Here is a 20689-nt window from a genome sequence, read left to right as displayed (position 1 = left end):
GTTCAGAACAAGCCGGGAAGTTTCCGGTCTACACACTGAACCCGCAGCATGAGCCGCGGGTCCTTGACACAAAGACCATGGCAGGGCGGTGGCGGGGGTTTTCGCGATTTCCTCCCCTCGCCTCCGGCCAAGGAGAATCGCAATGCAACCGGGGGACATCGCCCACGGCCATGGCAAGGATTTTGTTTCTCTCGCAACATGCGGGGATCAATCTAAAACGACACAGGGCAACCAGCCCGCAAGGAAACGAACGCAATGGCAGAGCTGCTGAAGGAAACGGAATCGGTCCTGAAGGACGTCATCGAACGACTTATCGATGGGCAGGAAGGCTTCAAGGAAATTGGCGAGAAGCTGCACGACGAGACTCTGAAGCGCTACTTCCTGGCTGAGAGTCTGAAGCGCGCCTCGTTCAAGGGCGAGCTGGAAGATGTGCTGATCAAGTCCGGCGTGTCTGATGCATTCAAGGAGACGGGCAGCGTGTCCGGAGCCATTCATCGCACGTGGGGCGATCTGAAGGCGAAGCTGGGTGGTGGCGATCACACCCTGCTGGAGACTGCGGAACAGGGCGAGGATGCGGCGAAGAAGGCGTATGCCGATGCGCTGAAGCATGACCTGCCGCTGCCGGTTCACCAGTTGCTGAGCACACAGGCCGCTCACGTGCAGACGAGCCACGACTATGTAAAGGCTGCCCGGGATTCCCGTAAGTAAACGGGACTCTCTGCGCGAAAAGTGCCTCGCTTCGGCGAGGCTTTTTCGTTTGCGGCTGAAAGGGAAATCTATGCGCCGTTGGCTATATCTTGCGGGACTTGTCGTACAGGCGATCTTCTACGTGGCTGCCGGGGTGAATCATTTCTGGCATACGGCGATGTATGTGGCGATCATGCCGCCGCACTACAGCCATCCGGTCGCGCTGGTGCAGATCAGTGGTGTGGCAGAGGTGTTGGGTGGTGTTGGTTTGCTGATGCCGCAGAGCCGACGGTTTGCGGCGTGGGGCATTATTGCCATGTTGGTGGTTTACTTCGACGTGCATATCTATATGGCAATGCATCCAGAGCGTTTCGCCGGGATTCCTGCATGGCTGTTGTACGGGCGTATTCCGTTGCAGTTTGTACTGATTGCATGGGCGGCGGTGTATACGAAGCGCGACGCCTTAACGGCCTGACCATGCTGCGAGCAGCAACTCCGCAGAGCGAATGCCCGTGGCGCCCATGGGGCCCGCAGCGATCAGGTACGCCAGCCATGCAGCGATGTTTTCATTGTTTGTCCATTGCGTGAGTGATTCGCGGACCGCGGTGTTGGTTTGTGCGAGGGCGAGGATGAAGAGGCTGGTGCTCATGCAGGCTGCGCCGATCCATCGCGTGAAGTCATGTCCCAGGTAGCAGAGCATGAGTGGCGAAAGAAAGAGCAGGCATGTGATGGCTTGTTGCCATGAAGGCATGGCTGCTGCGCGCATGGAGCGGCGAAGAAGTTTGCCAAGAAGAAAGAAGTATGGCGCCGCGATGCAGAACGTAAGCGCAAACGATCTCCATATGCCGGGTGTATAGAGGCGGACAACGAGAGCGCGCTGTTCTGCGAAGCTGGAGGCCATTACGTCGTAGACCTGACGTTGAACGCCAACGTCGGTTCTTGCCGTGGACTCTTGAAGGATGGTGTCCGGTGAGACTTTCAATGTGCCGAAGTGCAGGATGGCGAGAAGGGCTGCGCCAATGATAGCCACGTGAGCGATGAGGGCGATCCACGGTAGTCGGCGTGTTCTGCATTGCTCGATCAGGATGGCGACCACGAGCGGATAGAACATAAGCGAGAACGCTTCATGGGCGCAGAGAGCGATGATGCAGAGCGGGATGGTTGCGCATGCGGCTGTAAGCGGCGGCATGGTGAACAGCAGCCACATGCAAAGCAGCAAGAGAAGGAACAGCGTGACGTCGGGTTGCGCGAAGAGATAGCCGATGTGTGGCAGTGCTGCAGGTGCGCTTAACAGCAGCACGGCGATCAAGGAGGTTTCGCGATTGCGAAAGAGTGTGGGGCGGAAGACGACGTAGCAGAGCAGGTAGGCTGCGGCGAGAAAGAGGTATTCCGCGAGCAGAAGCTGGCCGCGTGTGAGATAGGTGAAGTGCGAGAAGAGTTCGCCCACCAATCCGCGTTTGACGAAGCCGTGGTTGTAGTTGAGGAAGTACAGTGCGAAGCCGTAGTTCCAGCCGACGGGGCCGTAACTGGCGAATGCAGCGACGATGAGCGGTGTCCAGGGCAGGAGGGAGGGTCTGCGAGAGACCGGCTGCGTGGCTTCCATGGAATGTAGGATGCGATTATGGGGCTAACGCTTTGCGCGGGGAACCAACCCGGCATGGTGCTGCCCGCGTCCACACAAGAGAAGCATGGGAGATGGATAGTTATGAACATGAAGCGTTTTGTATTTCTGGCGACACTGGCCGCGGGTGTGACCGCCGCTTATCTCATGCAGAAGCGCGGTGAATCGCTGCTGACCATCATCAAGAAGACTGTGAGCAATCCACTGGGCGCGCTGGCTGAGGAGCTTCGGCTGGCACTGTTGCCGGCGTCGCAGCGTTCGCTGCCTTCTGCTACGTAGTTTCTTCTTTTCGGAAAATGTCTTCGTGGCGCGCTTTATACTCGCGCCATGAAGACATTTGCGTTTGCCCTTTCCGCCGCGCTGCTGGCGACCTCCTGCGTTGCACAGATTCCTACAGCTACGCTGCAGAGCGATGCGGCTGCGCAGATGCCTGCGCTGGAGAAGACGTACCTGATGCTGCATCAGGCTCCTGAGCTGTCGCGACAGGAGGAGAAGACGTCTGCGTTTGTGGCGTCGCAGCTTCGCGGGCTGGGCTACCAGGTTACCGATCACATTGGAAAGTATGAGGACGGGAAACCCGCGTTTGGCGTTGTTGGTGTGCTGAAGAATGGCAACGGGCCGACGGTGCTGATCCGCACGGATATGGATGCGTTGCCGGTGACGGAAGAGACTGGCGTGGCGTATGCCAGCAAGGTGCGCGCGAAGAATGCGCAGGGTGAGGAAGTGGGTGTGATGCAGGCGTGCGGGCATGACATTCACATGTCAGCCTTCATTGGCATTGCAACGGAGCTGGCGAAGCACAAGGATGCATGGCATGGCACGGTGTTGATGCTGGGGCAGCCTGCGGAAGAGGTGATCCAGGGCGCGAAGGCGATGATGGCTGATGGCTTGTACACTCGCTTTCCGCGACCGGATTATGTGCTGGGCATGCATGACTTCGGCAACATTGCTGCAGGCACCGTGGGTATTAGTTCGGGGCCGATGATGGCGAGTTCGGATTCGATCACGGTGGTGTTTCACGGTGTGGGCGCGCATGGATCGCAGCCGCAGAACTCGAAGGACCCCATCTTTATGGGCGCGGAGTTTGTGACGCTGTTGCAGGGCGTGGTGAGTCGGCAGATTTCTCCGCAGTCGCCCGGTGTGATCACGGTGGGCACGTTCCATGCGGGAACGAAGAACAACATCATTCCGGCAGAGGCGACGCTGGGCCTGACTGTGCGCAGCTATGACGAAGCGACGTTGCAGAAGCTGTTGACGGGTATTACGAATGCAGCGAATGCCGTGGCTGTTGCATATGGGTTGCCTGCAGACAAGATGCCGACGATTACGCATCCTGAATCGACTGCGCCGACGGTGAATGATGCGGCGTTGACGGAGCGCGTGCGTAAGGTGGCGATTGCTACGCTGGGCCCTGATAAGGTGTTGCCGCAGCAGGCGGTGATGGGCAGCGAAGATGTGGGCTTTCTGACCGACGGATACAAGATTCCGATGACGTTCTTCCGGCTGGGTGCGGGTGACCCGGCAAAGGTGGCAGAGGCGAAGAAGAAGGGCGTAGCGCTGCCGGATATTCACTCGCCGCTGTATGCGCCGGACTACAAGCCAGCGATTGAAACGGGTGTGGTGACGATGACTGCGGTGGCGGTTTCGCTGTTGCAGTAGCTTGTCGGTTTTGCCGCTGGATTATTTAGCTGGAGCTTTCGGCATCTTCGGGAAGAGTAGCGCGACGGATAAGCGCATGCTCCACGGCGAGCCGCTGGTTGGATATGCTGCGTTCCCGTAGAACTGCGCGCTGATGTTGACGGGCTGGAATCCGAGACGCATTACACGACCTGCTCCTCCACCGAAGGGAACGGTCCATACATTGCCGCTGGCGGCCTTCCAGTTGGCCATAATGATGGGGGCTGAGGAGAGAAACCAACCTTTCTTCAGGTTGTAGTTGACGAAGTACTGGAGATTCATCTGGTTCACATCGTTGCGGCTGGAGTCGCCTGCAACGGACCAGACGTTGCTGATCAGGGTGCCAACCGTCCAATGCCCGGGCTGAACCAGAGCCAGAACGGAAGGTCCTATGCTGAATTTGCCTTGCCCGAGCACCTTGCTGGTGGCGGTGGGCAGGACGAACATGGGGCCTGTGCCGAAGATGACCTTGTGGGTTTTGGCGGGAGTAAAGAAGAAGGTCGGAGCCATGTCGCCGAAGCCGCCAATGGCTGCGTGTTGCTGTACGTCCACAGCCGCGAAATACGCGGGTGTGTCCTCGTTGATGCCATACACCTGGAGGTTCGCTGTTCCTGGCGCAGGCTGATAGACGATAGGGGCGATCCAGCGGACGATAAGGTTCAGTTCCGGTGATACTTTCACCGGAACGACTGGCTGGACATTCAACACATTCTGAATACGGTCGTATGGGCCGATGCCGAAGTTGCTGTTGTTCTGGAAGGGAACACTGATCATGCTGGCTACTGGGTTTTGGGTAGCCTTCTGCAGGTTTTCCGTGGAATGCGCTTCTTCTGTCTGAGTCTGCTGTCCTGTTGCGATTCCGCAGAGAAGGCCCATCGATACAAGAGCAGCAAGTGGAAGACTCAGGATGCTTTTGTGCACGCTATACCCCTGTTATTAGAGGAAGGTATTGGGTGCATGCTGTGGCGTCACCTGTCAGTATCAACAGCTGGAAAGAGTACGAGTCATCCGCGAAAAATGCGCAAAGACGAAGGGCGCGGAGAATGTCTCCGCGCCCTTCGACCTATTTCGAAACGATGCTTAGGCGACTACGTCGAGGCCCATGGAACGGGCGGTGCCCTTGATCATCTTGATTGCAGCTTCAACGGTTGCTGCGTTCAGATCGGGCATCTTCTGGGTGGCGATCTCGCGAACCTGAGCTTCGGTTACGGTGCCAACCTTAGCCTTGTTCGGCGTGCCCGAACCCTTTTCGATCTTGGCAGCCTTCTTCAGGAGCACCGGAGCCGGGGGCGTCTTGGTGATGAAGGAGAAGGTACGGTCTGCGTATACGCTGATGACGACCGGGATGGTGAGGCCCGCCATCGACGGATCCTTGGTGCGGTCGTTGAACTGCTTGCAGAACTCCATGATGTTGACCTGCGCCTGACCGAGCGCGGGGCCGATCGGGGGAGCCGGTGTGGCCTTGCCAGCCATCACCTGGAGCTTGACGTATCCAGTAATTTTCTTCGGTGCCATTGTTCTTGTCCTTTTCGATTCAATCGCAAGCGCTATCGCTTACGGCTGGGTCGCGAGCAGGGTAGAAGCCACCGGTACGCGACAGGGTTCATTTGTGCAGGAGAAGCAACGGGTAGTTTCCGCTACTCGATGGTCTTCTCCACCTGCGAAAATTCGACTTCGGTCGGAGTGGGACGTCCGAAGATGCTGACCATGACCTTCAGGGTCTGTTTGTCTTCGTTTACGTCGTCCACAGCACCGTTGAAGTTTGCGAACGGGCCTTCGGTGATGCGGACCTGCTCGCCCTTCTCAAACTTGACCTTCAGCTTGGGCTTGTCCTTCACTACGTCAGCACGGTTCAACATGCTGTTGACTTCAGCTTCGCTGAGCGGGGTGGGGGTGTCGCCGGTCTGGAGGAATCCAGTGACTCGCGGAGTGTTCTTCACCAGGTGCCAGAGGTCGTTGTCGAGGTCCATTTCGACGAAGACGTAGCCGGGCAGGAAGACGCGGTCAATGGTGTACTTCTTGTTGTTGCGAATTTCGGTGACGGGCTCAGTCGGGATCTCGATGCGGCCGATCTTGTGGCCGAGACCGAAGGCGTGCATCCGGCTCTCCAGCGACTCTTTGACCTTGCGCTCAAAGCCCGAGTAAGCGTGGATGATGTACCACTTCAGGTTGCTTTCGGGAGCAGCGGCTTCTGTGCCCTCAGCGGTCTCTTCCGCTGGAGCCGCTTCGGTCGTCGCTTCGGTTGTTTCTTCCGTCGGTGCGAACTCTTCAGCCATCGTGTCCTTCTTCAAAAACTCAAAAAGTGTGCGCCAGGGCGCGGGGTGGAACTTAGTGCGCTGTCAGCTTGGTGATGAGCTTGTTCAGCGTCTGGTTGATGCCGAAATCGACAAGCCAGAAGTATGCAGCAAAGGCGAAGACCGTGACGATCACGACGGCTGTCGTGGTGCGCGTTTCCGCGGTCGACGGCGTTGATACCTTGCGCATTTCGCTGCGCACGTCGCCCAGGAAGTCACCGAGCTTCTTGCCGGGTTCCTTCATCTTCTGGAGTGCTGCGTTCTCTTCTACTACTGCTGCCTTGGCCATGATTGCCTCAACCTTCGTAACTGCTTACTGCATTTACCTTTACTGCTTCCGGACACGCCGCAACAAACCTTCGGCAATGTACAGAATGTGCTGCGGGAAAACTGGCAGGGGAGCTCGGATTCGAACCGAGAAGTTCGGTTTTGGAGACCGACAGTTTAACCGTTGAGCTTACTCCCCTGCATCCAGAGCTATCGCCCTGAAGGAGCACATGCACCACTCAACAGCAGGCACGGCCAACCACATAATGATACCGCATCGCGCGTCACGGGGAAAGTCCGGGGCGATCAGGGTTGGTAGGCGGCGGGAGGTGGCCCGGATTTGCGATACGGGGCGTACCAGTTGTGCTTTGTGGACCACTTTGTCTGGTATTTCCGGTTCTGCGGGCCGGTGGGCAGGCTGTCTTCCGTGCGCATGAACCACATCATGAGTTCGGCCATGAGGGAGGCCTGTTCTTTGGCGTGGGCGGGCTGGTTGAAGAGGTTGTGCAGTTCGCAGGGATCAGCTTTCAGGTTGTAAAGCTGGCCGTAGCCCATCATGTCGAAGACGAGCTTCCAGTCGCCCATGCGCACCATCTTCTGATTGCCGCTGAGGGTGACTTTGTTGAGTTCGTCGAAGGCTGCGCCCTTTGGGTCTTCGGCGATGTTGTAGGGCACGTTGTCTTCATCGGTGTAATACAGGCCGCCGAGGCCGACGCTGGAATAGATGCTGCGGAATTCTTCTGGCGGATAGGACTCGCCCTGGAGCAGAGGCCACAGGCTGCGGCCTTGCACGCCGTGCGGGATGTCTGCGCCCATGACTTCGCAGAGTGTGGGCATGATGTCGGCCATGGAGGTGAAGGCTTGTTGCACCTTTTCGTTGTGACGGACGCCGTGGCCGTTGAAGATGAGTGGCGTGTGCGTGACGGTTTCGCGCAGATCCGCGCCCTTGTGCCCGAGACCGAAGTTCATGAGCGCGTCGCCGTGGTCTGAGGTGAAGAGGAAGAGTGTGTTGTCACGCAGACCGCGTGTGTCAACGTGGTGGAGCAGGCGCTGGATCTGGTCGTCGATGAGACGCAGCATGCCCATGTAGTTGGAGAGGTAGCGGCGCCAGAGCGGTTCGGTTTGTGGTGATGCGTCCTGTTGCATGCGGTATTCCCACTGCATGCGGAAGCCGGTGTCTTTGAGCTTGTCGGGGCCTGCGCAGCGTTCGGGGATGGACTCCGATGGGAACATGTTCCAGTAAGGCGCGGGCACTTGTTCCGGGTTGTGCGGTTCGGGGACGCTGACCTGCGCGAAGAACGGTTGCTGGCCTGCGTTGTCGATGAACTCGATTGCGTCGGAGACGATGCGGTAGGGGAGTTGTGCCTCGACGGGGAACGGTGTGGGCTTGTCCATGACGTTGTAATGCGTGTCCTGGAGGTATTGGTCGAAGGCGGCGTGTTGCGCGTTGTTGGTGTGTGGGCCGCCGGTGTGTGTGTACTCGCGCCAGAAGTCGACGTGGTCTTTGCGCAGGTAGGTGTGGTTCTTGCCGCAGAGAGCGGTGGTGTAACCCTGATCGTGCGCAACCTGGCAGATGTCTTTTTCGAAGTAGGCTTCTGAGGTCATCAGGTTGTTGCGAACGCGATGTGCGTTGGCCCATCGGCCAGTGAGCATGGAGATGCGGCTGGGCACGCAGAGCGGCATGGTGCAGTAGTTGCGTTCGAAGCCGATGCCTTGTTGCTGAAGGCGATCGAGTGTGGGGCTGGTGTCGAGAGGGTAGCCGGTGGCTTTGCTGAGGCCGAAGGTGCGCTGGTCTGCAACGAAGAGGATGACGTTGGGGCGTTGTGGTTGGCTTTGCCCTTGCATCGGCACATGGCTGCCTGCTGCTGCCATTGCGCTTAGTTTGAGGAATTCTCTGCGCTGCACCCTGTTCTCCTAACCAATTCAAGAGCCATCTTAGTGGGATTCGTTGGGTTGATCCTGCCAGAACAAATATGCCGTGAGAGCCCGGACAGTTCTGCGCTCTGCTGTTGCGGCGCTGAGGCCTTCGCGGAGTGCGGCGTCGACCATGGCGCGCGAGATGGTGATGGTGTCGTGTACGGCTTCTTTCATTGGTATGCGCAGGTGGTGGCGATGCTTGCGCAATAGCGCAGCTACGAGAGTCGCGAGTGTCTCTTTGTTTTCAGGGATGTGTTGTTGCAGGCGTTGCTCTTCGGCTTCTAAAACCACGTTGAGTGCGGAGCGGTGGATGTGTGTGCCGTAGAGTGCGCGAACGACGCGTTGGAGTGCCTGTGCCAGTGTGTCGTGTTGCGAAGCAGCGATGGCGGCTTTGACGCTCTGCAACAGGTCGTCTTCAAAGGAACGGATGAGTGCGATGGTGAGCGCGTCCTTACCGGGGAAGTACTGGTAGAGCGAGCCGATGCTAACTCCTGCTTTTTCCGCGACGACGTTGGTGTTGTAGCCCTCAAGGCCGCGGGATTCAAGAATGCGAGCAGCCGCTTCGAGTATGACGGCGACAGTCTCACGCGAACGCTCTTGTGACGGCTGCTTACGCGGGTTTGCAACGGCTTTGCGTGTGGCTTTCTTCTTCGCTGGAACGCGAGTTTTCTTTGCGAGCATTTGCTCACATTCTATTAAGGAAGGAGAAAAACACAATGACTACTGAATCATTAGCGCCGGATGCGGTGCTGCCGGAACATGAAGGCCTGGCGGGCACGTTTCACATTTTTATGAAGGTGAAGACCACGCGGCATTGGCTGGACCTGCCGAACCATGAGCGGGAGGCGTTCTTCCGTGATGTTGTGTGGCCGATTCTGCGGCGTCGTCCGCAGGTAACGCATCGGTATTTCGAATGCGAGGCGTTCAGCGCGGACGCGTCGGACATTCTGGTGTGGGAGACGAAGGACCTGAATGCGTGGGCGTGGGTTGCGGACCATCTGCGCGAGTGCCTGTGGTGGGATCACTACTTTCAGGTGGTGCAGATTCTGCCTGCGATGGAGGCGAATTATCCGTTGACGATGGGAGGGTGACACGGGCTGATCTTTGGCCCCTTGGAGCTCGTGACCAGGTGTACTCCACCTCTCAGAATCGATGACTGGACACTCCTTTATTGAGGGGTGGGGATGGGGAGTAGAGCGAGTGGGGTGGTGCTGCGCAGGTTGATGTTGGTGGTGGCGGAAACGAGGGTGGAGTTGGGTTGGAGGGTGATGCCGGGAATGGTTGAGCCTACGGTGGCCACTGGGACTACAGGATCGGCGGGAAGGGAATTGGGTCGGTCGTGGTATTGCCGATCGATTTGTTCTGGTGTGGGGAGGACGACGCGCGTGTCGTTTGGGGCGCCGTTGGTGGTGCCGGGGTTGCGCTGGACCGCTGGCGTCGGGATGGTGGAGCGGGCGCTTTCGAAGGGTGATCGAGAGTCGGCGTCGAGACTGGATGGGGCGCTGAGTCCCGCTACAGGCGGCGCTGCGGCGAGGCCTGCGATACCAAGGCGGACTGGCACTGTCTGGCCTCCGGCGAGTTCGGCCTGATCGAAGACGATTGTGAGGCGCGAATCGGTGGTTCCTTTGGAGAGTTTGGAGACCTCTGTGACGTGGCCGAGGATGATTGCACCGGGAGGTATACGTTGGCCACCGATTGCGACGAAGCCGGAGTAGCCGCGGACTTTGACGGTGTCGCCAACCTTGGCTTTGCGCGCGTCAACGTTGGTGATCAACACCGCGTTGAGAGGCGTTGCTGCCTGGGCTGCGGCGAGCAATGGTGCAAATGCCATGGCGATGAGTGCGATGGACCGTTTCATCCGAACCCCTCTTTCGTGCGCTGGGCCGCACGGCCAACATCTTACATGCGAGATTGCTGGTTTGAGGTTTGATGGATAGGCGGCCTTCGGCCCCTTCATGACAGGGGCCTGATTGTGGCTGAGGCGCGGGCTGATATAGCGGCGCGCCCTTGGTGCTTATCGCATGCGACAACAGTGGTTTCAAACACGATGCTGTGTTTGTTGATTTATTGCTGTTGGTCTGCGATTGGTAGGAGAACCAGTGGCATGGTGTTGCTCAATGAAACATTGGTTGAGGTGGAAACTAGTATCGATTGCGTTGTTGGGTTGGGCCGGAGCGAAACGCCAGGAATGGTGGACCCAACGGTCGCGATGGGAGCGGTGTGGCTCACGGTTGCGGCGGGGCTGTTCATTGCGTCGTTGTAGGCGAGCTGGCCGAGCGATTTGCGCGTGACACGGTTTCCTCCCGTGTTGCCAGTCGTATTGGTGGATCTGGGTGGTGCGTTGGGATCCATGGAGTTGCCAGTGGAGCGGGTGTTGGGAAATTGCGACTCCGCGCTCATTGCGCTTGTTTCTTCGAGGGCCTGAGGGGGTGGAGCTGCTGCGAGTCCAGCGATACCCAAGTGCACGGCCACCGTTTGGCCACTGGCGAGTTGAGCCTGGTCAAACAGAACGGCGAGACGTGATTCCACGGAGCCTTTGACCAGCTTCGATACTTCCGTGACGTGGCCGAGGACCACTGATCCCGGAGGTACCCGGGTGCTGCCCGGTGCGACAAAGCCGGAGTAGATACGAACCTTGACCGCGTCGCCCACCCTGGCGTGTCGCGTGTCCACGTCGGTCATTAATACAGCGCTCAGTGGCTGGACCATCGGTTGAGGAGCGCTTCTGATGGGGGAGGGTTGATTTGCCTGTCCTGAGGAACACACCGGTACGAGCAGCACGATCAGCATTGTTAGAGAACGCATCATGATGAACCTCCCGACACAGATATTTCGAATCTGCTTCTGGTTCCGCGCCGATCAACATAGCACCACCGTGAGGGTGGAATTGTCACCGAAAAGTAAAAGGGATGCGCTGTGAAGGCGCATCCCTTTATTGGGCTTGATTGTTTTTCACGTCGCGAGAGCGACGTCGAGAACCGAGCGAAGCACCTAGATGTCGAGGTTCTTAACGTCGAGGGCGTTTTCCTCGATGAAGCGGCGACGGCTTTCGACGTCTTCGCCCATGAGGGTGGTGAAGATTTCCTCGGTGGCTGCGATGTCCTCAAGCTTGACCTGCAGGAGGGTGCGGCGTTCGGGGTCCATGGTGGTCTCCCAGAGCTGTTCGGCGGTCATTTCACCGAGGCCCTTGTAGCGCTGCACCTGGTATTCCTTCTTGCCCTGTTCGATGACGTACTCGAAGAGTTCGCGCGGAGTGTCCTTCTGGACAGGGTCCTGGCCGACCTTCGAGCTGCGCTTGGCGCCCTTGGCTTCCGTTGCGGTGCCGGGAGCGGCTGCGATGGTCTCGTTCACGTCCGTCTCGGCGGCTTCTTCTGCCTCTTCCTCTTCTGCGACGGCAGCGGCCTTACCGGCCTTCTGCGCGTATTCGACGAGGAATGGCGGCTTCAGATATTGGCTGATCTGCGCGTACTTGCCGAGCATCTGCCGCATTTCCGGAGCGGAGATGGTGGTGAAGTCGATGTGGCGCGTTGCACCCTGAGCGTCGGTGTAGTCCAGTGACCAGGTGCTGTGCTCTTCGTCCTTCACGGGCTTGCCGACGGCCTTGAACTGGAATTCGCGGGCGATGGACTCGAGGTACGTCGCCATTTCTTCCAGCTTTTCAGGTGTTTCAAAGTCGGAACGCTTTGCCTGCTCCTTGCCCTCGTGGGCGAAGAGTTTTGCGACCTGCTCGGTGACCTTTTCGTTGCGGAAGCGCTTGTCTGCCTTGTCGAAGAAGCCGATGTACTCGTTCAGGTTGCCCATGAACTTGGTGAGTTCGGCACCGTCAATGGTCTGTGCTGCGTCGCCGTAGCGAACGACCATGCCGTCGGCCGCGCGCTTGACCATGACCTTAACGAAGTCGCGATCGTCCTTGATGTACTGCTCGAAGCGACCCTTCTTGATCTTGTAGAGGGGCGGCTGCGCGATGTAGACGTGGCCGCGCTGGATGAGCTGCGTCATGTGACGGAAGAAGAAGGTCAGTAGCAGTGTGCGGATGTGCGAACCGTCGACGTCAGCATCGGTCATGAGGATGAGCTTGCCGTAGCGAAGCTTGTCCAGCGTGAAGTCGTCTTTGCCGATGCCGGTGCCGAGCGCCGTGATCATGGCGCGGATTTCTTCGTGGCCCAGCATCTTGTCGTAGCGGGCTTTTTCGACGTTGAGGATCTTACCCTTGAGAGGGAGGATCGCCTGGAAGCGACGATCGCGGCCCTGCTTGGCGGTACCGCCTGCCGACTCACCCTCGACGAGGTAGAGTTCGCAACGGTCGGGCTGACGCTCAGAGCAGTCGGCGAGCTTGCCGGGCAGACCGCCGCCGTCGAGTGCGCCCTTACGGCGTGTAAGGTCGCGGGCCTTGCGGGCTGCTTCGCGTGCGCGAGCGGCGTCGATGGCCTTGTTGATGATCTTCTTGGCGACCTGCGGGTTCTGTTCAAAGAAGACGCCAAGGCGCTCGTTGACGAAGGACTGCACCTGGCCCGCGATGTCGGAGTTCAGCTTGCCCTTGGTCTGGCCTTCAAACTGCGGCTGCGGCAGCTTGACGCTAACGACGGCTACAAGGCCTTCGCGGACGTCGTCGCCGCTGAGCGCTTCCTTCATGTCCTTGAAGAGACCGAGGGACTGACCTGCCGCGTTGATGGTGCGCGTGAGCGAGGTGCGGAAGCCGGAGAGATGGGTGCCACCGTCAACGGTGTTGATGTTGTTGGCGAAGCTGAAGACCGTCTCGGAGTATGCGTCGTTGTACTGCAGCGCGATCTCCATGGTCAGCTGGCCCTTTTCGGCCTCCATGTAGATGGGCTTTTCATGCAGCACGATCTTGCCCTTGTTCAGGTGGCGGATGAACTCTTCAATGCCGCCCTTGAAGCGGAAGTTGATCTGCTTGAACTCGCCGGATTTGGCGTCGGTGGTGCGCTCGTCGGTGAGGTTGATCTCAATGCCCTTGTTCAAGAAGGCGAGCTGGCGCAGGCGTCCCGCAAGGGTGTCGAAGTTGTACTCGTGGACGGAGAAGATGGACTTGTCGGGCAGGAAGTGGACCTTGGTGCCGCGGCGCTGGGTGACGCCAACTTCGCGCACTTCGCTGATGGGGTCGCCCTTGGAATAGTCCTGCTGGTAGGTGTGACCGTCGCGCCAGACTTCGACGTCGAACTCTTCGGAGAGCGCGTTGACGCAGCTTACGCCCACGCCGTGCAGACCGCCGGAGACCTTGTAGCTGTTGGCGTCGAACTTGCCGCCTGCGTGCAGCTTGGTGAGTACGACCTGGAGAGCGGGCATCTTCACGCCGTTGCCAAGGTCCTTCATGTCCACGGGGATGCCACGGCCGTCGTCGATGACGGTGATGGAGTTGTCGGCGTGGATGATGACGTCGATCCGGGTGGCATGGCCGGCGAGGGCTTCGTCGACGGAGTTATCGACGACTTCGTACACGAGATGGTGCAGACCCTGCTCGGACGTGGAGCCGATGTACATGGCCGGGCGCAGACGAACCGCTTCCAAACCTTCCAGCACACGGATGTTGTCGCTGGTGTAGGTGGGCTGGCCGGTCTCCGACGTGATTTTTGGCTCGGGAGCGTTGGTGGGGTCAGTCTGCTGCAGGTCGATCAGGGGTGTCTCGGTGGCCACTCGTTCTCCTAAGGTTCCGGGTGAGCGCAAACCGGCGAAAATGCAAGGAATTTGCAGGATTTCCGGAGGCTCTGTTCACCTTTTATTCTACCATTTCGGTGGGGGAAGACCGACTAATGAGGTCGTGGCTGGATTTGGTTCTGCTGGCAGTTCAGCTGTCTGTGGCGGGTGCTGGCGCCGTTCTGTATCAGGCGAGCTTTCTGGGGCATGGGGGGCATGGTAGTGAGTTTTTTGTTCCGTCGTGGATTGCGCTGGTGTTGAGCACGATTCCGTCGGCGTATCGCGATCATCGTTTTTTCAAGCAGTATTGGGGCTTTGGTATTTTTGCGATCCAGTCGCGTTTTCCGGGCAAGTTCTTTCCCGCCCGAGAAGAAGGGTGGCTGAATCCCGTGGGATGGGCGCTCTTTGCTTTGGTCGGCCTGCACTTCTTATTAGCGAGCTCCGTTTCCATGTTGAGTTCAAAGAATTGGAACAGTGAATTGGGTTATCAGGGGTTAATGCTGTTTGTAGGGGGCATAATGACCGCTCTTGTTCGTTTCTATCCGCCAACGGAGAAACCGGATCACTCGTAAACTGTGGACATGGAGATTCAACGGGCGGGTTCGAAGGCGTCGGGTATTGGTCCGGCGGATTACTTTACTGGCGCGGTGAGGATTGACCCGTTGTTTCAAGCACCTGATCCTGCACTGGTTGCGGGTGCGAGCGTGACGTTTGAGCCGGGCGCGCGGACGGCCTGGCACACGCATCCGCTGGGACAGACGCTGATTGTGACGGCGGGTCTTGGCTGGGCGCAGCGTGAAGACGGACCGGTGGAGGAGATTCGGCCGGGTGATGTGGTGTGGTTTGCGCCGGGAGAGAAGCATTGGCACGGGGCGACGCCGACCAACGGGATGACCCATATTGCGATTCAGGAGCGACTGGATGGCAAGGTGGTGAATTGGATGGAACACGTTTCCAACGAACAATACCGCCGCTAACCGGGGAAATTGCGCTACAATCAAAGGGTTGTCCAGAACATCGGCGCAACACTCAGGCGGACGCGGTTTCTCGCGTCCAGCTCAAGACAGGAACACCCCAATGCCTAAGATGAAGACCCACACAGGGGCGAAAAAGCGCTTCAGCAAGACTGGCACCGGCAAGATCAAGCGCGGCCAGACGAAGAAGCGTCACATCCTGACCTCCAAGTCGACCAAGGTAAAGCGTAAGTTGACCTCGCAAGCCTATGTGTCCGACGGCGATCACGCCAAGGTCTCCCGGATGATTCCCTACGCCTGAGTCCTGCCTTTCGAGGCAGTCAGGTGACTGACAGAGATTTTCCGCCCAGCCGCTGATGTGGTTATCAGCAACGGTCCGCAAGCGTTACCGGGCCCTCGTTCTTCGAAAGCAATTTTGAAGCGCGATTACGAGGCAGGAAAGCAGCAAGCGTGTGAAGAGGCTCGATCCCGCAAGGGTGACCTTACCTCCAGCCGCTACCAACGAAGTACGCAAAAGGAGATATAACTATGCCCCGCGTAAAACGTGGCACAAAACGTAGAGATCGCCGCAAGAAGATTCTTCGCCGCGCGTCTGGCTACTTCCTCACAAAATCGAAACTGTACCAGGCAGCCCAGGAAGCCGTTGAGCGCGGCCTGAAGTTTGCCTATGTTGGTCGTAAGCAGAAGAAGCGTCAGTTCCGCTCGCTGTGGATCGTCCGAATTGGTGCAGGTGCTCGCCTGAATGGCCTGAGCTACTCGACGTTCATCAGCGGCCTGAAGAAGGCCGGCGTTGAGCTGGACCGTAAGGTTCTGTCGGACATCGCGACGAACGACGCCGCAGGTTTTGCTGCTCTGGCTGCACAGGCTAAGGCTGCAAACGAGAAGGCCAAGGCAGCAGCGTAAGCTTCTCTCCCATATCGGGAAAGTGATGAAGACCCGGTCCCTTAAGGGACCGGGTCTTTCGTTTGCTGGAAGGCAATAAGTTCTGTTCCGAACGCAGTTCTTTCGGCGATACTTTGGCCATGAAGTATTGGGTGTCATTGTTTTTTGTTTTATTTTTGATGGCCTGCTGTCGCAGCTTCGCGCAACAAGATGTTGCTACAGCAAAGAAGATGCAATTGCTGGGTGAGTACGGTCCGTATCGCGCAAACAACGACCTGCTGCATTACACGCTGACGGTACGCGTAAATCCTGAAGATCAGAGCATTGCCGGAGATAACCAGGTGCGGTTTCGCATGCTGGAGGATGGGCAGCGAATTCAACTTGACCTGGCTCAGGAACTGGCGATCGACAAGGTGCTGTACCGCGGGAAGCCAGCGAAGGTGACACGCGAGGAAGAGTCGTTCTTTGTGGATGTGCCACGTGTGATGCGCAAGGGATCGGTGCAAACACTGGATGTGTTTTACAGCGGCCATCCGCGCAAGGCCGGGCGATTTGGCGGCATGAGTTATGAGAAAGACTCTGCGGGCAAGCCGTGGGTGTTTACCGCGTGTGAAGGCAATGGCGCGCGCGTGTGGTGGCCGAACAAGGATCAGTGGAAGGACGAGCCACAGCAGGGTGTTGATCTGCGTGTGAGCGCGCCCAACGGGCTGATGGACGTTTCCAATGGCCGGTTGTTGGGGCATCGCGATCTGCACGACGGATACACGCAGTGGAACTGGCGCGTGACGTATCCGATCAACAACTACGATGTGACCCTGAACGTTGGCAACTATGTTCATTGGAATGATAAGCCGTTAGGTAAGCTAACGATTGATTTTTATGCCAAGCCTGAAGACCTGGAGAAGGCAAAGGCTCAGTTTGTGCAGGCGCGGCCGATGCTGGAGATCTTCAATAAGAAGATTGGCGAGTATGCCTTTGTGCGCGATGGTTACAAGCTGGTTCAGGTGCCGTATGCGGGTATGGAACATCAGAGTGCTGTGGCGTACGGTAACGGCTTCGAGAACAGTTATCACGGTGGTGACTGGACAGGCGTAGGGATTAGTCCGCGGTTCGATTTCATCATCATTCACGAGAGTGGGCATGAGTGGTTTGGCAATGCCATCACAGCGGCTGACCCCGGGGATATGTGGATTCACGAGGGCTGGTGCACTTATGCCGAAGATATCTATGTGGAAGGTCGCTGGGGCAAGGATGATGCCATCAAGTATGTGAATGGCTACAAGAAGAAGGTGAAGAACCAGCGACCAGTTCTGGGGCCGCGCGGCCAGGATCGAGAGCCGCGGGATGAAGATCAGTACTTCAAGGGTGCGTTGTTTCTGAATACGCTGCGTTCTGTGGTGGATGACGATGCGAAGTGGTATGCGGGAATCCATGCGTACTACGAACACTTCAAGTACAAGACGATTCTTACGGAAGATGTAGTGTCGTTCTGGAACAAGTACACCGGCCGCGATCTGACGCCGATCTTCAATGAGTATCTGCGACATGCTGCGTTGCCGAAGCTGGACCTGAAGTTTGATGATGCAGCGGGCACTGTGCAGTATCGGTGGGACGCCGAAGAAGCGGGATTCAATATGCCTGTGAAGGCAGGCGATCCTCAGCACTGGACGTTGCTGCATCCTACGGCGGCGTGGCAGACGATGCGGGCGAAACGCGACAGTTTCAAGGTTGCGGAAGATCTGTACTACATCGATGTTGTAAAGCAGTAGCGAACGCCAAAGTAGAAAACGCCGTGATCCCGAGTGGTCGCGGCGTTTTCATTTGCCATCAGAAACTATATGCAAGATGCGTTGATCCACGGGCAGACGAAACATTGGTGGAAGGAAGCGGTCGTCTACCAGATTTATCCGCGTAGCTTTCAGGATTCCAATGGTGACGGCATTGGCGATCTGCCGGGCATCACGTCGCGGTTGGATTATCTTCGCGATCTTGGTGTGGATGTTCTCTGGCTGTCGCCGCACTACGATTCGCCGAATGCAGACAATGGCTATGACATTCGCGACTATCGAAAAGTGATGCACGAGTTTGGCACTATGCAGGATTTTGATGCGCTACTGGCGGGAATTAAGCAGCGTGGCATGCGGTTGATCGTTGACCTGGTTGCGAACCACACTTCGGATGAGCATGTGTGGTTTATTGAGAGTCGCAAGAGCAGGGACAATCCGTATCGCGATTACTACATCTGGAGGCCGGGAAAGATTGCAGCGAGTGGAGCGGAGCTTCCGCCGAATAATTTCGGGTCGGCATTTTCTGGTTCTGCGTGGACTAAGGACGGGGCGAGTGGGGAGTACTACTTGCACTTGTTTGCAGAGAAGCAGCCGGATTTGAATTGGGATAATCCTGCGGTGCGTGAAGAGATTTACAGCATCATGCGCTTCTGGCTGAACAAGGGCGTAGATGGATTTCGCATGGATGTGATCCCGTTCATCAGTAAAGACGCCACGTTTCCAGATGTATTGCCGCATGAGAGCCAAGTGCACATCAATGCGAATGGGCCGCATCTGCATGACTATCTGCAGGAGATGAATCGCGAGGTGTTGTCAAAGTATGACTGCATGACGGTGGGCGAGGCGCATGGCATCAGTATTGAAGAGACGCCGACGCTGGTGGATGAGCGTCTTCACGAATTGAATATGATTTTCAACTTCGATGCGGTGCGACTGAATCGTGAGGGTCGTAACTGGCGGCAGTGGAAACTTACTGAGTTGAAGGCCATCTATGCGCGTCAGTATGAAGCGTTGGGCATGCATTCGTGGAACACGATCTTCTTTGCAAATCATGACAATCCTCGATTGGTGAGTGCGTTTGGCGATGACAGCGACGCATACCGTGTACGCAGCGCGAAGGCGTTGGCTACGATGCTGCTGACGCTGAAGGGGACTGCTTATCTGTATCAGGGTGATGAGTTGGGGATGACGCATTATCCGTTTCGGTCGATCGACGAGTACGACGACATTGAAGCGAAGAATGCGTGGAAGTTCGACGTACTGACGGGTAAGGAAACCGAGGAGCACTACCTGGACAATCTGGCTAAGGTCAGTCGCGATCATGCTCGTACGCCCATGCAGTGGGATGATTCACCGAATGCGGGATTCACTTCACCGGATGCAAAGCCGTGGCTGGCGGTGAATCCAAACTATCCGAAGATCAATGCGGCGGATGCGCTGTGTAATCCCGATTCGATTTATCACTACATGCAAGATTTGCTGCGGTTGCGGAAGCGCACGCTCGGGTTTGTTTATGGCGACTATGAGGACCTTGCACCAGAGCATCCTTCCTTGTTTCTGTATGCGCGCACGCTCGGCGAAGAAAGGTTTCTGGTTGCGTTGAACTTCTCGCAGGAAACCTTTGCCTTGCCGGATGAGTTTTCGAGTGGACGGATGGTGTTGTCGAACACGGCTTCAATTTCTACGGAACTTGGAGCATGGGAGTCGCGTATTGTGTTGGCATGATCGCTCGTGCCGTTCTTTCGTTGGCTGTTCTTTCTACTGCTGTAATCGCGTCTGCGCAGAATATACGCAAGCTGGATGGTAGCCATGTTTCTGTTGCTGAGGCGGAGCAGTTTGCTGCGAAGACGCTAGCGGCGAACCATGTGACGGGTGCGCAGATTGTTGTAGTGAACGATGGCAAGGTTGCATGGAGCTATGCCTATGGTTTGCGGCGTAAGAATCCTGATCTTCCGATGACGACCAACACAACGACGTGGGCTGCTTCGATTACGAAAGCGGTGTTTGCGACGTATGTGATGCAGTTGGTGCAGCAGGGCAAGTTTGATCTGGATAAGCCGATGCCGCAGCAACTTCCGAAGCCGTGGACCGAGTACGAGGCTTATAAGGATTCCGCTTCAGAGATTGTGAACGATCCGCGATGGGCGAAGCTGACGCCGCGTATGTGTCTTTCGCATACCGGTGGGCTGTTGAACATTGTGAGTATGCAGGAGCCGGATAAGAAGCTGCGTTTTCACTTTGAGCCGGGCGATCATTACTCGTATTCGGGTGAGTGTCTGAACCTGGTGCAGTTTTCGATTGAACAGCAGCAGGGAAAGTCGTTGGACATCCTGATGCAGGATGCGATCTTTGGTCCGTTGCAGATGACGAGAACATCAGAGATTTATCAGGCTCGGTTTGCGGAGGATGTTGCGGATCGTTTTGATAAGGACGAGAAGTTTCGCTCGCAGACCAAACGATTTCCTGCGCGTGCGAGTGGCAACATGACGTCAAGCGCTGCTGATCTTGGTCGCTTCGTCGAAGCGCTGTTTGCAGGAAAGATCATTGATGCGACGACGCAGAAGAAGATGTTGACACCGCAGGTGCAGATCCGCACGCTACATCAGTTTGCCCTGGCCAAGGATGAGCCGGAAGGAACAGAAGCCAAGCAGGTTGGGCTGGCGTATGGACTTGGATGGGGTTTGTTGACGAAGACAAAGTTCGGGCCTGCGTTCTTCAAAGAAGGCCACGGTGATGGCGCTCAGAACTACATGGTGTGCTTCACGCGCCGCAAAGACTGCATGATTCTGCTGACCAATTCGGATAATGGTGAGTTCGCGTTTCAGCCGTTGCTGGAGACGATCTTTGGCGATACGGTGACGCCGTGGGAGTGGGAGATGTATACGACTTCTGCGATTGAAGCGGCGCGCAAGGTGCAGTAACAACAGCTAT

The 20689-nt window shown here is 57.3% G+C and carries 22 protein-coding genes and 1 tRNA gene; 12 read left to right on the top strand and 11 right to left on the bottom strand.

Annotated features, from left to right (window positions below):
- Nucleotides 1-255: 255 nt before the first annotated feature.
- Together M504_RS08155 and M504_RS08150 are read left to right on the top strand one after the other, a co-directional pair.
- Nucleotides 256-708 (top strand): PA2169 family four-helix-bundle protein, encoded by a 453-nt coding sequence (locus M504_RS08155; protein WP_047489972.1) that lies wholly within the window; start codon nt 256-258, stop codon nt 706-708.
- A 70-nt stretch (nt 709-778) separates the two neighbouring features.
- The gene (locus M504_RS08150; protein ID WP_047489969.1) at nt 779-1162 is read left to right on the top strand and encodes a DoxX family protein; all 384 of its coding nucleotides are present in this window, start codon (nt 779-781) and stop codon (nt 1160-1162) included.
- Here M504_RS08150 and M504_RS08145 read toward each other — a convergent pair.
- Nucleotides 1151-2290: a hypothetical protein gene (locus M504_RS08145; protein WP_047489966.1), complete on the bottom strand. Its 1140-nt coding sequence runs from the start codon at nt 2288-2290 to the stop codon at nt 1151-1153. The two genes, M504_RS08150 and M504_RS08145, sit on opposite strands and share 12 nt — an antisense overlap.
- 108 nt (nt 2291-2398) lie before the next feature.
- Between M504_RS08145 and M504_RS08140 the strand changes: the two genes are divergently transcribed.
- Entirely contained in the window at nt 2399-2587 is a 189-nt protein-coding gene (locus tag M504_RS08140; RefSeq protein WP_232296208.1) for a hypothetical protein, read from the top strand.
- Between the two features lie 48 nt (nt 2588-2635).
- The gene (locus tag M504_RS08135; RefSeq protein ID WP_047489961.1) at nt 2636-3967 is read left to right on the top strand and encodes an amidohydrolase; all 1332 of its coding nucleotides are present in this window, start codon (nt 2636-2638) and stop codon (nt 3965-3967) included.
- Between the two features lie 21 nt (nt 3968-3988).
- Here M504_RS08135 and M504_RS08130 read toward each other — a convergent pair whose 3' ends face one another.
- The 7 genes from M504_RS08130 to M504_RS08100 form a co-directional block, all read right to left on the bottom strand.
- Nucleotides 3989-4906, bottom strand: coding sequence for a hypothetical protein (locus M504_RS08130; RefSeq protein WP_047489959.1), 918 nt, complete (start codon nt 4904-4906; stop codon nt 3989-3991).
- 159 nt (nt 4907-5065) lie between these two features.
- On the bottom strand, nt 5066-5500 hold the full coding sequence (rplK, locus tag M504_RS08125; protein ID WP_047489956.1) for a 50S ribosomal protein L11: 435 nt from the start codon (nt 5498-5500) through the stop codon (nt 5066-5068).
- Nucleotides 5501-5622: 122 nt separating this feature from the next.
- A complete protein-coding gene (gene nusG, locus M504_RS08120) occupies nt 5623-6261 on the bottom strand; it encodes a transcription termination/antitermination protein NusG (protein WP_047489953.1) in 639 nt (212 codons plus the stop codon).
- Nucleotides 6262-6313: 52 nt separating this feature from the next.
- On the bottom strand, nt 6314-6568 hold the full coding sequence (gene secE, locus M504_RS08115; protein WP_052200530.1) for a preprotein translocase subunit SecE: 255 nt from the start codon (nt 6566-6568) through the stop codon (nt 6314-6316).
- Between the two features lie 102 nt (nt 6569-6670).
- Nucleotides 6671-6746, bottom strand: a tRNA-Trp gene (locus M504_RS08110).
- A gap of 106 nt (nt 6747-6852) precedes the next feature.
- Nucleotides 6853-8451, bottom strand: a complete 1599-nt coding sequence (locus M504_RS08105) for a sulfatase (RefSeq protein WP_156993620.1) — start codon at nt 8449-8451, stop codon at nt 6853-6855.
- A gap of 30 nt (nt 8452-8481) precedes the next feature.
- Entirely contained in the window at nt 8482-9144 is a 663-nt protein-coding gene (locus M504_RS08100) for a TetR/AcrR family transcriptional regulator (protein ID WP_047489950.1), read from the bottom strand.
- A gap of 35 nt (nt 9145-9179) precedes the next feature.
- Between M504_RS08100 and M504_RS08095 the strand changes: the two genes are divergently transcribed.
- Nucleotides 9180-9554 (top strand): darcynin family protein, encoded by a 375-nt coding sequence (locus M504_RS08095; protein ID WP_052200528.1) that lies wholly within the window; start codon nt 9180-9182, stop codon nt 9552-9554.
- Between the two features lie 77 nt (nt 9555-9631).
- Here the strand turns inward: M504_RS08095 and M504_RS08090 are convergent, their stop codons facing one another.
- From M504_RS08090 to gyrB, 3 genes are all read right to left on the bottom strand, one after another.
- Nucleotides 9632-10321: a hypothetical protein gene (locus M504_RS08090; protein ID WP_047489947.1), complete on the bottom strand. Its 690-nt coding sequence runs from the start codon at nt 10319-10321 to the stop codon at nt 9632-9634.
- A 206-nt stretch (nt 10322-10527) separates the two neighbouring features.
- Complete coding sequence (locus M504_RS08085) at nt 10528-11271, bottom strand: hypothetical protein (protein ID WP_156993618.1); 744 nt, start codon at nt 11269-11271, stop codon at nt 10528-10530.
- Nucleotides 11272-11454: 183 nt separating this feature from the next.
- Nucleotides 11455-14115 carry a DNA topoisomerase (ATP-hydrolyzing) subunit B gene (gene gyrB / locus M504_RS08080; RefSeq protein ID WP_047489940.1) on the bottom strand — a complete coding sequence of 887 codons (2661 nt, stop codon included), beginning with the start codon at nt 14113-14115 and terminating at the stop codon, nt 11455-11457.
- A 116-nt stretch (nt 14116-14231) separates the two neighbouring features.
- Between gyrB and M504_RS08075 the strand changes: the two genes are divergently transcribed.
- The 7 genes from M504_RS08075 (at nt 14232) to M504_RS08045 (ending at nt 20679) form a co-directional block, all read left to right on the top strand.
- Nucleotides 14232-14687: a hypothetical protein gene (locus M504_RS08075; RefSeq protein ID WP_047489937.1), complete on the top strand. Its 456-nt coding sequence runs from the start codon at nt 14232-14234 to the stop codon at nt 14685-14687.
- A 9-nt stretch (nt 14688-14696) separates the two neighbouring features.
- Nucleotides 14697-15092, top strand: a complete 396-nt coding sequence (locus M504_RS08070) for a cupin domain-containing protein (RefSeq protein ID WP_047489934.1) — start codon at nt 14697-14699, stop codon at nt 15090-15092.
- A 100-nt stretch (nt 15093-15192) separates the two neighbouring features.
- On the top strand, nt 15193-15390 hold the full coding sequence (gene rpmI, locus M504_RS08065) for a 50S ribosomal protein L35 (protein WP_047489931.1): 198 nt from the start codon (nt 15193-15195) through the stop codon (nt 15388-15390).
- Nucleotides 15391-15617: 227 nt separating this feature from the next.
- Nucleotides 15618-15992: a 50S ribosomal protein L20 gene (gene rplT, locus M504_RS08060; RefSeq protein ID WP_047489928.1), complete on the top strand. Its 375-nt coding sequence runs from the start codon at nt 15618-15620 to the stop codon at nt 15990-15992.
- A 119-nt stretch (nt 15993-16111) separates the two neighbouring features.
- Nucleotides 16112-17740, top strand: coding sequence for a M1 family metallopeptidase (locus M504_RS08055; RefSeq protein ID WP_047494054.1), 1629 nt, complete (start codon nt 16112-16114; stop codon nt 17738-17740).
- Nucleotides 17741-17809: 69 nt separating this feature from the next.
- Nucleotides 17810-19483, top strand: a complete 1674-nt coding sequence (locus M504_RS08050; protein ID WP_047494051.1) for an alpha-glucosidase — start codon at nt 17810-17812, stop codon at nt 19481-19483.
- Entirely contained in the window at nt 19480-20679 is a 1200-nt protein-coding gene (locus tag M504_RS08045) for a serine hydrolase (RefSeq protein WP_047489926.1), read from the top strand. Before M504_RS08050 ends, M504_RS08045 begins: the two co-directional genes overlap by 4 nt.
- Nucleotides 20680-20689 lie beyond the last annotated feature (10 nt).

The organism is Terriglobus sp. TAA 43, from assembly GCF_000800015.1.
Classification (GTDB): domain Bacteria; phylum Acidobacteriota; class Terriglobia; order Terriglobales; family Acidobacteriaceae; genus Terriglobus.
The sequence above is the reverse complement of the archived record's forward strand: the minus strand, read 5'-3'. Positions and strand labels throughout refer to the sequence as shown.